Here is a 16,744-nt window from a genome sequence, read left to right as displayed (position 1 = left end):
GAACGAATGGAAAACAAAAAAGCAGGGTACCATTTCGACCCTGCCAGAGAAATTAATCTCCATTAAACATATCAAAAATTCCTCGTGCAAGACTGCCTTCATCTTTAGCACCGCCGCGTGATGGTGCAGCAGCAAATACTCTGCTTGCCAGTCTGCTGAATGGCAGTGATTGAATCCAAACAGAACCAGGTCCTCGTAACGTTGCAAAGAACAAACCTTCACCGCCGAACAAGGCCGTCTTAACCCCTTTTACAAACTGGATATCATATTGGACATTGCTAGTCATCGCGACTAAACAACCGGTATCTACTTTAAGAGACTGGCCTGGGAGGAGCTCTTTACGAACGATTGTTCCACCAGCGTGAACAAAGCACATGCCGTCGCCTTCGAGTTTTTGCATGATGAAGCCTTCTCCGCCGAAAAAGCCGACACCCATTTTTCGTTGGAACTCAATCCCTACTTGAACCCCTTTAGCGGCTGCTAGAAAGGCATCCTTTTGACAAATGATTTTGCCGCCTAGTTCACTTAAATCCATTGGAATGATTTTACCAGGGTAGGGAGATGCAAAGGAAACATGCTTTTTACCAACGCCTGTATTGGTAAAGGTGGTCATAAACAGACTCTCGCCCGTAATAATCCGTTTACCGGCACTAAATAATTTGCCCATTAGCCCGCTGCTGCCGCCAGACCCGTCCCCAAATATTGTCTCCATATGTATGTCATCTTCCATCATCATAAAGCTTCCCGCTTCCGCCACAACCGTCTCTTGCGGATCAAGTTCGACCTCAACAAACTGCATATCATCGCCATATATCTTAAAATCGATTTGGTGGTTATTCATTCGGATCCCTCCACATTTAAATAAAATATAAGCCTAACTTTATTATAAAAAAATTAGGGAAAAAGTGCTAATTTTAATTAAAGCAAAATAGAAAATTGTAATTTGAACAGTGTCTAGCTCCAGTTCATAGTACACTAGGAGACTTCGTTAACCGTGCGTGGGCTACCGCTTTACAAATAAAAAAGACGCCTGAATAATCAGGCGTCTCCTGCGTATTGAGGCGAAAAACCACACTCCACATAGTGTGCTCCAGAAAGGAATGTTTCTCGGCTTACACAACTCAGCTCATCGCTTAATCATTATAACACGATAATAACTCAGTTAACAAGTAAAACTTTTTTAAGTAAACTACTTGAATATTACTTTGTATTCCTATATATTCAAATAATCAGATATACTAAAATAATGTGATAAGAAGGATTACTATGTTTATTGACAAGAGCTTCCAACATTATTCAGTAGGAAGTTTTCAAAAGGATTTGCTTTCAGGTTTAATTGTTGGTGTGATTGCAATTCCTTTGGGATTTGTTCACTTAGACTCCATGGGCTGGACCATTTTTTTGAACATACAGGGGATGCCATTCAATATGGATTATCACAGATAAATGAAAATAAATGCCTTGGCTGCAAGCATTTTGCTTTTAGAGAATGTAAACAACTGTCAGCAAAAGAGGTTGTGGAAAATCGGGCAAAATTAACAGCCACCTTTTAGATTAGAGGAAGTGATGATTTGAATTTAGAAATGCAGCAATTTAAAGCAGAATTTTTTAAGGCACTTGCCCATCCATTAAGAATCCGTATTTTGGAGCTGTTGGCAGAAGGGGATAAGAATGTTAATGAAATTCAAACCCTTGTTGGCAGCGAAGGTTCTGCTGTCTCACAGCAGCTGACCATTTTACGAGCGAAAAATATTGTTTCAGGTACAAAGGAAGGAAATAAGGTCATTTATACATTGAAGGATCCGATGATTATTGAACTGCTGGCCGTTGCCCGCCAAATTTTTAATAATCATTTAGTCGATACGATTACGATCCTCGATAAGTTTAAGGAAGAGGAAGAAGAAGTCCTGCCACAGCCGAAGATTTAATGTCTTCGGCTATTTTTATGGAAGGAGACAGAAATTCATTATGACCGCCTAACTATTTTTCTTCAAAATACGACAAAACTTGTTTGCTGCGACTTATTGGAAGGTAGAATGAAATAGATAGATATAGAGATTTGCAGAACCGTGTAGAACTGTGTCATAAAGCCCTTTCTTGACATATTTTAATAGAAATGATAAATTTTAGACAGCCGTTGAACACGAGATTAGATTTATGTTACAGCTTGTTCAAAGTTTTAACTGATGTTTGGATGAGGAAATGAAAGTAAAGCTATCACGTTGTACTTTGGTGAATTTTACACATGGCTTAATTGGTAGCCAATAGGAGGATTTTTTTACATGAAAAACGGTAAAGTAAAATGGTTTAACTCAGAAAAAGGTTTTGGATTCATCGAAGCAGAAGATGGAAACGACGTATTCGTTCACTATTCTGCCATTCAAACAGAAGGTTTCAAAACATTAGAAGAAGGTCAAGAAGTATCTTTCGAAGTTGTTGAAGGAGCTCGTGGACCACAAGCTGCTAACGTAACAAAGAAGTAATCCTACCAAAAACTACAATCTCAACAGTCTGAGACAAACGTCCAGGCTGTTTTTTATTGTCCAAATACAAGTGATTTCCAAGCTCATTCCAATTGGTATTTTGCTATAATAGAAGTATTCAAATATGCAAGAGGTGACCAAAATGAAATTTATTCACACCGCTGATTGGCATCTAGGTAAATTAGTCCACGGTGTCTATATGACGGAAAATCAACGTGCTGCACTTGAACAATTTGTATCGATCGTGGAAGAAGAGAAGCCGGATGCGGTTGTAATTGCGGGTGACCTTTATGACCGGTCTGTGCCGCCGACTGATGCGGTTGAGTTATTAGATGAAATTCTTTTTAAAATAAATGTTGAGCTAAAAACACCTGTTGTCGCAATTGCTGGGAACCATGACAGTGCAGAGCGGCTTTCCTTCGGCAGTTCATGGTATAAACATAGTCAATTCTATCTGACCGGTAAACTTTCAACTAACTTCAAGCCCTTTCAGATTAATGGAGTTAATTTTTACCTTGTTCCTTATGCAGAGCCGGGCGTTGTTCGACAGCTGCTTGACAATGATTCCATTCATTCCCATCAAGAGGCGATGAAGGCCCTTATTGGAAAAATAGAAGAGACCTTGAACCCGAATGAACCAAACGTTTTAGTAGGACATGCCTTTGTTCTAGGCGGCCAAACTTCAGATTCTGAACGGATCTTATCTGTTGGCGGTTCAGGCTGTGTCGGAGCCGAATTATTCGCCCCTTTTTCTTATACAGCTCTTGGACATCTCCATAGTCCGGATGCTATTAACCACGAGAACGTAAAGTATTCAGGGTCTCTCTTAAAGTATTCGTTTTCCGAATCAAAGCAAAGAAAATCGATATCAATCATTGAAATGGACGAAAAAGGAGATTTCACTCACCGTTACCGCTCACTTACACCAAAACATGACATGCGGGAAATTGAAGGGCATATCGAGGAATTACTTGACCCTAATTTTTATGCTAATGAACGAGTGGATGATTATTTAAAAATTACCCTGTTGGATCAAGGGGCCTTGCTCGATCCGATTAATAAATTGCGTCAGGTTTATCCGAATGTTCTTCATCTGGAAAAAAAGATTGAGCTGACAGACAGCAAGAAAAAACAATCCTACATGGCTCTAAAAAGTGAGAAAAAGTCTGAGCTTGAATTGTTCGAACAATTTTATACAGATATGACAACCTCTGAATTCACAACGAAAAAAAGAGCCGTAATGACCGAGATCATTGAAAAGGTATTACGAGAGGAGGGAAATAGATGAAACCTTTGAAATTGACCATGCAGGCATTTGGTCCATATGCAGGCAAAGAGGAAATTGATTTTAACCAGCTTGGAAACCGCACCATGTTTGTCATCTCCGGAAAAACGGGTGCGGGAAAAACCACCATTTTTGACGCGATTAGTTATGCCATTTATGGAAAAGCCAGCGGGGAAGACCGAAATGGGCCCGAACTCCGCAGCCAATTTGCAACGGAAGAGATGTTAACAGAGGTTTCTCTGGACTTTTCCCTTCGTAACAAAGTCTATTCGATTACCCGTTCACCACAGCAGCTAAAAAAGAAAGACAGAGGCGATGGCTTTACCACGATTGGCGCGAAAGCGGAATTATATACGTGGGATGCTGATGGAGAAAGAAAATTGCTTGCCTCGAAAACAAGTGATGTCGAGGAGAAAATTAAAGAAATCATGCTGATTGATGCCAATCAATTCCGGCAAATCTTAATGATTCCACAGGGAGAATTCCGCAAGCTGTTAACGTCAGACAGTAAGGATAAAGAAATGATCCTGCAGCGTCTATTCCACACTCAGCTTTATAAACTAATAGAAGAAAAGCTGAAAGAGGAAGCAAGTGAATTGAAAAAGACGGTGGAAGAAACTGAGAAATCACGAAATGAAGCCCTACGCCGAATCCATGCATTTACAAATGATGAGCTCGGTCAAGCGCTAGAAACGGACCCAGAAAATCACACCATCATCATGCCGCTTTTACAAGCTGAAATTGCCGGCATGTTCGAGAAACTCCAGCAATTAGCTAATCAATTAACAGACAAGGAACAAGCCCAAGACAAACTAAAGGAACAACTATTTGAAGCAGAAGCAATCCTAAAACAGCTGCAAACAAAAGCGGAGTTAAAAGGGAAAATGACGCGTTTGCTCGCTCAAGAAGACGAGTACACAGAGAAAGAAATCCAAGTTCAGCGGGCGCAAAAGGCCGCACTTTTAGCGAAACAAGAGGAGTTATGCCACCGGTTAAAACGGGAGGCAGACCAGCTTCAGGAGAATAGTAACGTGATTGCTACCCAGATTGACAAACTAAATGGACTCTCTAAGCAATCTGAACAGCAGCTGCAAAAGGAGCGTGAGCGTGAGGGTGAGCGTCAGTCTGTGCTCGATGAAGTGAATCGATTGGTAAGCATGAAGGAAGATGTCTACTCGTTTTCGGCATTGCTCAAAGAGACAAAACAAAAGGATGCCGAGCTGAAGGAAGCAAAGGAAAAGCAAGTCAATCATGAACAGAGACTTCACCAATTAGATGAACGAATTAGTACGTTAAAGGCCCATAAAGAAGAAATCGAAAGAGGAAAGTTAATCTTTTTAGAAAATGAAAGCAAGCTTGAAAAACTGAAAGTGGATCTTGCTCGGCTCGAAAAGCTAGAAACATTGCTACTACGTCATCAAAAGGCAGAACAAAACCTAGTTACAACTACAGGCCCATTCGAAAATACACTGGCTCGTTATCATGATGCTAAAGCGATTGTCGAAGAGTTGGAGAAAAAATGGATCCATGGCCAAGCAGCCATTCTAGCTGCTAACCTCCATACTGGTGAAGCATGTCCTGTCTGCGGTTCATTGGATCATCCTGGACCGGCGATTGAACAAGAAAATCAGATTCCAACGGAAGAAGATTTGAAGTCTGCTAAGAAACAAGCTTTAAAATGGGAAAATGAAAAATCAAAAGTAGAAGCGAATTTTTATCAGTGTCGCTCGGAAGAAAGTGCACAGAAAGCAGCAGTTCAGGACCTGATTAACGAAATATGCCTGCATCGTCCGGATTTTTCTGTTGAAGAGTTGCCAAATGTAAAAATGGAGGCATCTGCTGCTAAAACTCAACTTGTTCAACTTCAAGACAAGCTGGAAGAACAAATGAAGCTCCTTGATCGGGTCAAGTCAGAAATGGAGACAAAAGAGTCAGAAAGAGTAGCTTTACAGTCCGGAATTCAGCAGCTGTCCGTATTGGTGAATGATTTAACGGTTCAGTTTACTGAAAAGAAAACCGATCTTACGAGAATGACGAAGGTGATTCCGGAAAATCTTCGTTCAGAAGTAGAATATGAGAAGATGCTTGCATCCATGCGAAATCGTCATGACATGTTAGTGAAACAGCTGGAAGAAGCGCAGAAACGCCTCCAAGAAGTGAATGAAAAGCTATCGAGTGAAACGGCTAGATTACAAGATGCAAAGAAGCATCATGCTGCCAAACAGCAGGAGCTGGAGACGGAACGCGGAATCTTTGTTGCCAAATTATCAGATCAGGGCTTCGAAAAATATGGACTTTATGCTGCTTCTAAAAAATCAGAAGGAGAAATTCAGTACCTTCAAGATGAGATTAGGAGCTATCGTGAAGAATTACGGTCTGTATCTGACCGCTTGAAAGAACTGACTGAGCTCCTTGCTGATGTGAAAACACCGGATGTTGAGGGGATCAAGCTGGAGTTATCGAAGTTTACTGCCGAGATTGAAAGGCTTACTCAAGAGAGAACCGATTTGTATGTTAAAAAGCGGGATAATGAGGAAATTTATCAGCGTGTTGAGCGCCTGAATAACGAGGTGAAGGCGCTGGAGGAACGGTTTAGTATTATTGGCGACCTTTCTGATATTTCCAGGGGGCAGAATCATTTACGGATAACGTTTGAACGATATGTTCTGGCTGCTTTCTTGGATGATATTTTACATGAAGCCAATATCCGGTTGCGAAAGATGACCTCTGGACGCTATCTGTTACAGCGGAAGACAGATCGGTCGAAAGGGAATGCTCAGAGCGGTTTGGAATTGCTTGTGTTTGACCAATATACCGGTCAGGAGCGTCATGTTAAAACGTTGTCGGGAGGAGAAAGTTTTAAGGCATCGTTGTCGTTGGCCTTAGGACTTGCTGATGTAGTGCAAAATTATGCCGGCGGAGTTTCGTTGGAGACGATGTTTATTGATGAAGGATTTGGTACACTTGATCCTGAATCACTTGACCAAGCAATTGAAGCCTTAATGGATATCCAAAGCAGTGGCCGCTTGGTTGGAATCATCTCGCACGTACCCGAATTAAAAGAGCGAATCGATGTTAGACTTGAAGTAATTGCCGGTCAGACGGGCAGCCGGACGGAGTTTATGTTTACGAATTAATTTGAAAAAGCAGTGGGTTTCCTTTGAAAGGGGAATTCACTGCTTTATTGTTGTCGACATCTAATTGTGCCCGTGAATCGTAAGCAGGGGGACGGTTCTTATGCTTCCGAAGCATAAGAACCGTCCCTTTGCTTTACCCATTTAATTCTTGTACAAGTGCCCGCCCCGCTTGCCGGCCTGTGAAAAGACAGCCCCCGACGAATGTTCCTTCAAGTGAGCGGTACCCATGAATCCCTCCGCCCCCAAAGCCTGATACCTCGCCGGCGGCATATAATCCAGGCACTGGGCTTCCTGAAGTATCAAGCACTCTTCCGGATAAATCGGTTTGCAGCCCGCCCAGCGTTTTACGACTGACAATATTTAAGCGTACAGCAATGAGCGGGCCCATTTTTGGATCAAGTATCTTATGCGGTGTGGCTACGCGAATTAGTTTATCCCCTAAATAATTTCGAGCCCCGCGCATAGCAGTAATTTGCAGATCTTTTGTAAATTTATGATCAATTTCCCTGTCGCGCGCTTCAATTTGCCGTCTTACTACATCTACATGGAGGAGCTGATCACCGGAGAGCTTATTCATCCCCATAACCAATTGATCCAACGTTTTCGCAATAACAAAATCCTCCCCCTTATCCATAAACGCTTTCACTGGTGCCGTAGGACCTGGAAGGACGCGGGCCAATACCTTTTTAATACTCTTTTCTGTCAAATCTGGATTCTGTTCCGATCCGGAAAGGGCAAACTCTTTTTCAATAATTTTCTGAGTTAAAATAAACCATGAATAATCGTAGCCTGATTTCATTATCGCTTCCAGAGTGCCCAGCGTATCAAAGCCTGGGAAATTTGGTGCGGGAAAGCGGTTTCCTTTGGCGTCAAGCCAGAGGGAGGAGGGACCAGGGAGTATACGTATTCCATGATTAGGCCAAACCGGATTCCAATTCTTTATGCCTTCTGTATAGTGCCACATTCGGTCACGATTCACAATTCGGCCGCCGGCTTTTTCGGTAATAGCTAGCATCCTGCCATCAACATGTTCAGGCACGCCGGAAATCATCTGTTTTGGGGCCTCACCTAACCGGGAGGGCCAGTTTTTTCGAATCAGCTCATGGTTTCCGCCGATGCCGCCGCTTGTTACCACAACTGCTTGGGCATGGAACTCAAAATCCCCAACAACCTCCCGGGAACTTGCTTCCCCGCGAGAAGCGGAACTAGCGATAAGAACATCACCTCGGACCCCAGTGACCGTTCCAGCATTTTTTATTAATTCATTCACACGGTATCGCGGACGATAGTCAACAAGACCGTTCGCTATTGCTTGACGGAATCGTTCCTCAAACGGCTTGACAATTCCGGGGCCAGTCCCCCAAACGATATGGAAACGGGGAACAGAGTTACCATGACCTTCTGCTGTATACCCTCCACGCTCAGCCCAGCCAACCACTGGAAAGAAACGAACCCCCATATCATAGAGCCATTGACGTTTTTCGCCAGCAGCAAAATCAACATAGGCCTTTGCCCACTTTTTGCCCCAATAATCTTCATCGTCCGCACGGTCAAAGCCGGCCGATCCTAACCAGTCCTGCCAGGCTAGTTCCCGCGAATCCTTTATCCCCAACCTTCTCTGTTCAGGTGAGTTTACTAAAAATAGACCGCCGAATGACCACCATGCTTGGCCGCCAAGAGAGGCTTCCGGTTCTTGATCTAAAAGTAATACTTTTTTACCGGCATCAGCAAGTTCGGCAACGGTTACCAAGCCGGCCAGACCAGCCCCAACTACGATAACATCGTATCGCAATTTCATCCCTCATTTCACCGACTTATTAATTTCTGAATAGTCAATATTTTTTATTATAGCATGTATATACCATTAAAGCTGTCACTTTGTTAGCTGAAAAAAGGGTGTTTTTTCCTCTAATTGAATAAATTTTCTAGACTTACCGAATAATAAGATCAAACATGGTTAGGGGGTTTTTAGATGAAAAAAATGACAATCGTCTTGTGGAGTCTATTCTTAACTCTCTGTCCACTCAATACACGTGCCGAAGATCTTCCTAGGTTGTCTTCCGATTGCATGGAAGACATGAAAAATCGTGATGTATTATATAATAAAGCGATCATGAGGGATATTATAACCGAGCTTGGATTGGATATTGATTCGCAAAATTATTTAGAGGTTTCGGACAAGGATTTAGATGCTGCCCATCTTATCTACGGCGGAAAAGAAGTCGATGAGAATTATCAGTCCTTACATGAACAATTTATTGTCGCATCTCGTGGAAAACCGACTCTTTTTGTGAAACCATCTGAAGCCTATTTACTTTATAAACAGCCCGATAATACAAACGTAGCGGTTCATTTAAAGCTTACAGACCTTAAGTGGGTAGTTGTTGGGAAGAAAAAGCAAGAAGGGAATATCGTTCATTACAAGCTCCTAAAGTGTGAAAAAGAATACTTGAAGAAAAAGCGAGAGTTTTCTAACCATTAAGGCTTATTATTAGCGGTAAAACAAAAATTCTCCTGAGAAAATAATCCTGATTAAAATTGAACTTGACCATGGGTAACATTAATGCGAGGAAGCAAGCCATAGGAGGGATAAGCATTGACTGACTTTTGTCCAATATTATGGCCGGAAGAGCCAGCTCCGGAAGCATATATAAATTGTGGTGAATGCGGACTTGATCAGCATGGATCAAGACTAATCTGGGGAGAAGGAAATCCGAATGCACCGATCATGATTCTTCTTGATAATCCGGGGGCCCGTGAAGACCGCGAAGGGAATCCCTTTGTATGCGGGACAAGACAAACACTTCAAAAGGCCGCACAAGAGGCAGGTCTAGCAGAAGAGGATTTGTATGTAACCTATATCTTAAAAAGAAAACCAGTCAGGGCTTATGATAAAGCTGAGGTCCGAAAAACATGTATGATGCATCTAAATCAACAGCTCTCGGTCAAAATGCCTGAGTTAATTCTTTGTCTTGGAAATGTAGCGGTTCAGTCCTTTTTTCAGGATGCTGAAGTGAATGTGAAACAATTGCATGGAAAATTACATAAAGTCCATGGTTATCATACTACGGCTAGTTACCATCCTTTAGCAGTAAGACGACGGCCCAACCTTTGGCCGACTTTTATCAAGGATTGGAGGTATTTGGCAGATACCTACAGAAGTTCATTTAAATAGACACTATTTTCCCGCAATTAACCAATCATAAACCCTTACCTTAAAACCCACAATAAGATAGTTCACTCATACAAAACAAAGGGGTTGTTGGGGTTGAGATGGCATAAAACAATACTTTCTATGATTCAGCAGAGACAGGATAAAAGGGTGGCCTTAGCAGTAGATACGTCAACAAATGAAGCGCCTGTTATTCTTATTAATAACATAGTCAAACTGTTTGAACAATTAAAACCGGATACGTTGTTAGTTCAAGCAGATTTTAAAATTAGAAGTATTTCCCCCGTTCAAAGCGATTCCATTAAATATCATACACATGGGAAATCTTCCTATACATTAGTTTTAGAGTGGGCAATGGAAGAGAAGATTGATACACTATTTTATATCACTGATGTTACCGGCTTTTTTTCAGAGGATATGGAAAAGGTTGATTTTGAATTATTTTGGCTTGTACCTGGGGATTTTCTGCCGCGTGTCCCATTTGGTAAAGCCATTAAAGTCGCCTGAAATAGGGATCCCTCACCAGGTGGGGGATTTTTTGTTAGGAGAGGGGAACCAAATGATTAAAGAACTGGATTTACATCATCCAGAAATAGTAACAGAAGTCTTTGATCTGCAAAGAGCATCATACATAATAGAGGCGCAATTAATTCATTTTTCTGATATTCCTCCTTTACTAGAAACGATGGCGGAACTAAAAGATTGTGGCGAAACCTTTTTGGGGTATTATGAAGGTGAAAACCTTGCTGGGGCTATTTCTTACACAATTGAGGAGGATGAACTGACCATTTGCCGGATGGTTGTACATCCAAGCCATTTCCGGAAAGGAATTGCCGAAAAGCTGTTAAAGCGAGTGGAAGAACAGAATCCAAGCATATCCGTTCTGTCTGTATCAACTGGCAGGGAAAATCCTCCGGCTAAAAATTTATATTTAAAAAATGGTTTCAACCATGTATCTGACCTTGAGGTTATCCCGGGTTTATTTATTAGCCATTTTAAAAAGGAAAAACACCATCGCCAATGATGGTGTTTTTCCGCCCTATTCTACTTTGTTCAACCCATTACTATTTGCAAAACCATCCAAATATTTAAGCCAAGGATGATGATGGCAAAGAGGGAAGAAAGGACAGTAGTAATTTTCTTATTGGTTAGTACACCCATTAAATCTTTCTTTTGCGTGAAATAAATCAAGGCAATAACCGGGAAGGGTAATACAATACTTAGAATGACCTGGCTAATAATGAGTGTCTGGGTTGGATCGACTCCAAGTGCTACAATAATGACAGTTGGAAGCATGGTTACCAACCGGCGTATCCATAACGGAATGCTAAAACCCACAAATCCCTGCATAATCACTTGACCCGCCATTGTTCCGACAACTGAACTTGAAAGACCAGAAGCAAGCAATGAAACGAGGAAAACACTAGCGGCGGCTGCGCCTAACAACGGTGTAAGGGTATGGTAGGCAGTGGTCAAGTCTGCAATATCGCTTTGACCTGTTGTATTAAAAACAGAGGCCGCCATATACATCATAGCCAGATTAACGAAGCCCGCCAATGTCATCGCAATGATAATCTCTTTTGTACTAAATTTTTGAATCTTTATTTTTTCTGTATCATTTCTTGGCACGATTCTATTCTGGGTTAAGCTTGAGTGTAAGTAGATTGCGTGCGGCATAACGGTTGCCCCAATAACGCCGACGGCTAACATAATACTTTCATTATTACCGAGCCATGGGACCACACTATGATAAGCAATTTGCGAAAAATCAGGCCGTGACAGTATCGTTTCCACCAAGTAGCATAAACCAATTAGCATAGCGAAAGCAGCGATAAATTTCTCTAACGGCCGGAAGCCGAATTTTTCAAGCATTAAGATTAAATAGGTTACTACCCCTGTGATGATTGTGGCATAGATCATAGGTATACCGGCAAGTAAATTTAGTGCCAGTGTTGCTCCTAAAAATTCAGCAAGATCCGTCGCCATAGCGGCAAATTCTGAGACAATCCACATAATCATCGTGAGCCATTTTGGCATCCGATCACGGCATATTTCAGGTAAACTCCTGCCAGTAGCAATGCCAAGCTTGGCTGACATATTCTGTAAGAGCAGCGCCATCAAGTTCGCTAAGACAATAACCCAAAGCATTTTATAACCAAAACGGGCACCACTTTGTATATTAGTGGCAAAGTTTCCCGGATCTACATATGCAATTGAAGCAATAAAAGCTGGTCCAAGGAAGGGCAATAAGGCCCGGATGCCTTTTACTTTTCCATTTATGGCATCCCTTGCAGCAGAAACTGTTTTTAATTCTGCGGCTCGAGCCTTATCGACTGCAAAGGAATCTGACTGACTCATAAGACACCAACCTTTCTTCATTTGTTTTTCATAGGCGCAAGGTTTGTTCGCTAATCAACAAATGTTGCACTCGTGCAAATTCTTTAGTTTTATTATAATAAATTTCACAATATTTGTGTATATTTTTGCCTATTTTAATAGTATTTTTTAAAAATAAAAAAACCAGAATGCTCTGGTTTAGTTTGCTGGAGGATTTTTTTGTAGAAAACTGATTAGTTCTGATAGGTTTTTTGCTTGATGAACAATCCTCGTGTGGTTGAAGAGAATATAGGAAACGGTTTTACTAATCTTAAGCTCGGGATATGCTTTTTGGGCTAGTTCCTGGCTAGGTAAACTCAAGATGTTTTTTACATGTTCGGTGACCTTTTGATTTTTTTCAATCGGAGTTTGTTCTTTGCTTTTTCCTATGACTAATAGAGAATAAGTCCGTTCGTCTTGAGCAAGCAAATTTGGATAAGGAAATGCTTGGGCAGACTTTGTTACGATTGCTATTTTGTGCTGTGGATGGGCTTGCTTTGGTTCGCTTGCCTTTGTGTCAGTGCTTTGGCAGCCGGCTAATAGGATGAAAGAAGTAAGCATTGTTATCATTATTTTTTTCATTTGTCTTCGTCCCTTGTTGTTTAAGTGTAGTATCCTCAACATAGCATATCCTCCTTACCAGTGGACATGAATAATGTGGAGGATTCGTGAAAGAAGAGGCATTTTGTTTTAAAAAAGTTCGCTTGTATAAATGCCTATTTAAGGCTACAGTAGAATGGTAGAACGATTAAGAAGGTGTTAATCTTGGAAAAACGTTATTTTACGATTGGGATGGCCGGCCATATTGACCACGGGAAAACCTCCTTAACAAAAGCATTAACCAATGTGGATACGGACCGGTTAAAGGAAGAAAAGGAACGGCAAATCTCGATTGAATTGGGCTTTGCGCCCCTTTATGAAGACGAAGAAATTCAAATTTCTGTTATTGATGTTCCTGGACATGAACGGTTTATCCGTCAAATGATAGCCGGCGTAGCTGGGATTGATTTAGTAGTCCTCGTGGTGGCCGCAGATGAAGGGGTAATGCCGCAAACGAAGGAGCATCTCGACATTTTAAAGTTTTTAGGCGTGAAAAATGGAATCGTAGCCATTTCAAAAATAGATCGAGTGGATGAAGAATTCATTGAACTGGTGAAAGATGATATTCTAGGTGAGCTTGCTGGGACCGTGTTTGAGGATGCCCCCTTTGTTTTAGTTGATAGTTTATCCAAAAAAGGAATCCCTGAAATCATAGAATTAATCATAGATACGTTAAAGGGCCTAGAGATGCGTGATGCGAAAGGAGCCTTTCGTCTGCCGATAGACCAGGTATTTACAGTAAAAGGCCAAGGGACGGTTGTTCGCGGAACGGTATATGAAGGAACCGTCGAAGAAGGACAGGTTTTAAAAATCATGCCAAAAGGTCTTGAAGTAAGAGCAAGGCAAGTACAGGTCCATCATCATCCTGCAAAAAAGGCCTATGCTGGTCAAAGGGCAGCGATTAACTTATCAAATGTATCGAAGGAAGATCTGCAACGCGGCGATGTTTTAGTGTCATCCGAACATTTCATTGTATCCAAAACAGTGGATGTCGCCATTCGAGTTGTTGAGGACCTTGAACATATTGTCAAACAGAGGATGCCGATCAAGCTGCATATTGGAACAGCGGAGGTCATGGGCCGGATTGTGTTCTTCGACAGAAATGAAATTAAAGAAGAAAACGGGGATATCCTTTGTCAGCTTCGACTTGAAGAAGAGATTTTGACCAAGCGGGGGGATCGTTTCATTTTACGGCGTCCAAGTCCTCAGGAAACCATTGGCGGCGGCTGGGTGATCGACCCGCGAGCGAATAAATATCGGTTTGGGAACCAGACGATCGAAGAGCTAGAAAAAAAGAAAGCAGGCGCGCCTAGAGAACGGATTACCGCCGCACTCATGGATGCGAAAAGCCTTCTGTTAACGGAACTGATTAAGCGGACTGCCCTGGATGACTCAACATTAATGGAACATTTAGCTCACCCGGAATTTGTACTCTATAATGGGAAGGAATATACACTTAAACTCCTAATCGATTCAATTGAAGAAGACATGTTTGATGTTTTGCAAGAGTACCATCAAAACTATTCAATGAAGGCAGGAATGAATAAAGCGGAACTTTTACAATCGCTGCAAAAAAGATTTCCGAAATCCTTGCTTGATTATGTTGTCGAAAATGGAATTACCAGTGGGGCGTTTAAGAGAAAAGAACAATTTGTTTCTCTTGCAGGATTTGTACCACATGTGCCGAAAAGCTGGGCAAAACGGGCAGAAAATCTCCTCCAAGATCTCAAAAAGGATGGGCTTAAGGTACGCTATCTAAGAGATTATTTTTCTGCTGCCGGAATTCCCGAATCAATCGAATATGATTTAAGAAAATTTCTTGAAGACCAACATTTACTGGTACAGCTTGATGACCAATTTGCTTACCATGGAGATGTCTTCAGGGAAGCGGTTGAAAAACTGCAAAAGGGGACGGGTGACGAGTTTGAGGTGGGAGCCGCAAAGGATGTCCTCGACTTATCTAGAAAATACATGATCCCATTTTTAGAAAGATTGGACGCCAAAGGACTTACCAAGCGTGTCGAAAATAAACGTGTTTGGAAAAAATAATCAGGAAAAAGCCTCCATCCCTAATGGGTTGGAGGCTTTTGTTAAGATAGAAACTCGGTTGGATTTAGGCCAAGCTCCCGGCAAATGTCAGCAACCATTTGCTGTTCATTTTGATCAAAGTTGCCATCCGCATAGCCGATCGCAATACAATAGCGGGCCACTAATCGAGCTATTTCAGGTTTTGTCCTCATTTTTCCAAGGGCACGAAAAGCCTCGGCACGACCCATCATACGGTCATTTTCCATCCGTGATACAAATAGGTTGAATTTTTGAATAACCTTATTTGTATCAAAAACGCGTAATTCTTCACTTTGATGGACGAATTCAATCATTTTTTGCCGCTCTGCTGGATCTAAATAACCATCTGCCATGGCCACTAACGCACAGGCAGCTGTGACAGCATCCAGAAGGTCCTGACTTTTATACCGATTGAACAATTCTTGAGCCTTTCTTTTTTGATTATTTGCCCATTCCACATAATCTGTTTGGGAAGGGGACCATGCATTACCGCAATGATTACAAGAAAATTTCAATTGGTTTTTCCCTATAAAACCACCAAGTAAACCAACCGGTCCAAGAATTAAACCACCGATGGCGGCTTTGCCTAAACCAAATCCTTTTTTTCCCGTTGTCACACTGGTCGAATGGCAGCGTGGGCACATAATCTCATCTCCGCCGTAAACAGAATGACTGGAAATTGGCGGTGCCGCTTGGGGCGACTGCGGATACCCATAGGCAGGCTGCCGTTGCGTCAAATCGGGCTGAAGAGAAAAGCGCTGTTGGTTTGTATTTGGATTGACCCGGTTTTGCTGGTAGGGATCATAGTTCGGCTGATTTTGTTGATAAGGATTTGTGTTAGAAGGTTGAGTTCTCAAATCCTGCTGGTAATTTGTCTGCTGAACCTGGGATTCTTGAGGCGGGTCATCAACGGTAACTCCAAAGTTTCGGCATAAAGCTGCTAATCCACCTTGAAAACCACTGGCAATGGCATTAAATTTCCACTCTCCGTTATGGCGGTAGAGCTCTGCTGCAACAATCGCTGTTTCAACGGTAAAATCTTTTCCTAGGTTAAAACGCAATAATTCTTCATTGGTAAGCTCGTTAAAAATCCGAACGTAAGAATCAGAGATTTGTCCAAAATTTTGCCGTTTTACTTGTGCATCATGGATCGTAATCGTAAAGGCAATTCGGTGGATATGGTCTGGAACCTTTTCCAAATCAATCTTAATTTGTTCATCATCACGGACGCCTGAACCGACCCGATTATCACCACTATAAATAATGGAACCATTGCCCCCTGAAGGGTTATTATAAAAAACAAAATCTTGGTCGCTGTTCACTTTCCCCGCAGGTCCTAATAAAAAGGCGGAAGCATCCAAGTCAAAATTAGAGCCCAGCTGGCTAATATTCCAGCCTAATCCGACAACCACATTTTTCAGACCGGGGTAAGATTTCGTTAGATCAACTTTTTGCCCCTTGCTAAGAGTAACACCCACAATTTTCACTCCTTCATCATATGTTCTATGTAGATTATACTAGGTAAATCAAAAAAGGGAAAAATTTCTAGTCCACGTAAGATCGTTTCTTTAGTATTTACGAATGACTCGTTAAAAAGTTTCAAGCAAATAAGTAAAAACACACT

The 16,744-nt window shown here is 41.7% G+C and carries 15 protein-coding genes; 10 read left to right on the top strand and 5 right to left on the bottom strand.

Going from position 1 to position 16,744, the window contains the following annotated elements:
- Positions 1–52: 52 nt before the first annotated feature.
- Positions 53–841 (bottom strand): TIGR00266 family protein, encoded by a 789-nt coding sequence (locus tag J7E81_RS24075; RefSeq protein WP_215046269.1) that lies wholly within the window; start codon positions 839–841, stop codon positions 53–55.
- A 425-nt stretch (positions 842–1,266) separates the two neighbouring features.
- Between J7E81_RS24075 and J7E81_RS24070 the strand changes: the two genes are divergently transcribed.
- The 5 genes from J7E81_RS24070 to J7E81_RS24050 all read left to right on the top strand — a co-directional run bounded on the left by J7E81_RS24070 (position 1,267) and on the right by J7E81_RS24050 (position 6,905).
- On the top strand, positions 1,267–1,446 hold the full coding sequence (locus J7E81_RS24070) for a hypothetical protein (protein WP_215046267.1): 180 nt from the start codon (positions 1,267–1,269) through the stop codon (positions 1,444–1,446).
- A gap of 125 nt (positions 1,447–1,571) precedes the next feature.
- A complete protein-coding gene (locus J7E81_RS24065; protein ID WP_215046265.1) occupies positions 1,572–1,928 on the top strand; it encodes an ArsR/SmtB family transcription factor in 357 nt (118 codons plus the stop codon).
- Positions 1,929–2,282: 354 nt separating this feature from the next.
- The gene (locus J7E81_RS24060) at positions 2,283–2,483 is read left to right on the top strand and encodes a cold-shock protein (protein ID WP_007083969.1); all 201 of its coding nucleotides are present in this window, start codon (positions 2,283–2,285) and stop codon (positions 2,481–2,483) included.
- Positions 2,484–2,625: 142 nt separating this feature from the next.
- Positions 2,626–3,771, top strand: coding sequence for an exonuclease SbcCD subunit D (locus J7E81_RS24055; RefSeq protein ID WP_215046263.1), 1,146 nt, complete (start codon positions 2,626–2,628; stop codon positions 3,769–3,771).
- The gene (locus tag J7E81_RS24050) at positions 3,768–6,905 is read left to right on the top strand and encodes an AAA family ATPase (RefSeq protein ID WP_215046261.1); all 3,138 of its coding nucleotides are present in this window, start codon (positions 3,768–3,770) and stop codon (positions 6,903–6,905) included. Before J7E81_RS24055 ends, J7E81_RS24050 begins: the two co-directional genes overlap by 4 nt.
- A gap of 133 nt (positions 6,906–7,038) precedes the next feature.
- Here the strand turns inward: J7E81_RS24050 and J7E81_RS24045 are convergent, their stop codons facing one another.
- Positions 7,039–8,697, bottom strand: coding sequence for an FAD-binding dehydrogenase (locus J7E81_RS24045; protein ID WP_215046259.1), 1,659 nt, complete (start codon positions 8,695–8,697; stop codon positions 7,039–7,041).
- A gap of 180 nt (positions 8,698–8,877) precedes the next feature.
- Between J7E81_RS24045 and J7E81_RS24040 the strand changes: the two genes are divergently transcribed.
- The 4 genes from J7E81_RS24040 to J7E81_RS24025 all read left to right on the top strand — a co-directional run bounded on the left by J7E81_RS24040 (position 8,878) and on the right by J7E81_RS24025 (position 11,101).
- A complete protein-coding gene (locus J7E81_RS24040) occupies positions 8,878–9,387 on the top strand; it encodes a hypothetical protein (protein WP_215046257.1) in 510 nt (169 codons plus the stop codon).
- A 114-nt stretch (positions 9,388–9,501) separates the two neighbouring features.
- Entirely contained in the window at positions 9,502–10,080 is a 579-nt protein-coding gene (locus J7E81_RS24035; protein ID WP_215046255.1) for a uracil-DNA glycosylase, read from the top strand.
- A 93-nt stretch (positions 10,081–10,173) separates the two neighbouring features.
- A complete protein-coding gene (locus J7E81_RS24030) occupies positions 10,174–10,584 on the top strand; it encodes a vWA domain-containing protein (RefSeq protein ID WP_215046254.1) in 411 nt (136 codons plus the stop codon).
- Between the two features lie 52 nt (positions 10,585–10,636).
- Positions 10,637–11,101, top strand: coding sequence for a GNAT family N-acetyltransferase (locus J7E81_RS24025; protein ID WP_215046252.1), 465 nt, complete (start codon positions 10,637–10,639; stop codon positions 11,099–11,101).
- A 29-nt stretch (positions 11,102–11,130) separates the two neighbouring features.
- On the opposite strand, the gene J7E81_RS24020 is transcribed toward J7E81_RS24025, so the two are convergent.
- Both J7E81_RS24020 and J7E81_RS24015 read right to left on the bottom strand, forming a co-directional pair.
- Positions 11,131–12,435 (bottom strand): Nramp family divalent metal transporter, encoded by a 1,305-nt coding sequence (locus J7E81_RS24020; RefSeq protein ID WP_215046249.1) that lies wholly within the window; start codon positions 12,433–12,435, stop codon positions 11,131–11,133.
- Positions 12,436–12,612: 177 nt separating this feature from the next.
- Positions 12,613–13,077, bottom strand: a complete 465-nt coding sequence (locus J7E81_RS24015; RefSeq protein ID WP_215046247.1) for a hypothetical protein — start codon at positions 13,075–13,077, stop codon at positions 12,613–12,615.
- 141 nt (positions 13,078–13,218) lie between these two features.
- On the opposite strand from J7E81_RS24015, the gene selB reads away from it, so the two are divergent.
- On the top strand, positions 13,219–15,102 hold the full coding sequence (selB, locus tag J7E81_RS24010; protein ID WP_215046245.1) for a selenocysteine-specific translation elongation factor: 1,884 nt from the start codon (positions 13,219–13,221) through the stop codon (positions 15,100–15,102).
- A 41-nt stretch (positions 15,103–15,143) separates the two neighbouring features.
- Here the strand turns inward: selB and J7E81_RS31145 are convergent, their stop codons facing one another.
- Entirely contained in the window at positions 15,144–16,598 is a 1,455-nt protein-coding gene (locus tag J7E81_RS31145; protein WP_215046243.1) for a TerD family protein, read from the bottom strand.
- Positions 16,599–16,744: the final 146 nt, after the last annotated feature.

It is taken from the genome of Bacillus sp. ISL-18 (assembly GCF_018613415.1).
Taxonomy (GTDB): Bacteria; Bacillota; Bacilli; order Bacillales; family Cytobacillaceae; genus Neobacillus.
Note: the sequence above shows the minus strand (reverse complement) of the source record. Positions and strands in the feature narration are given on the sequence as shown.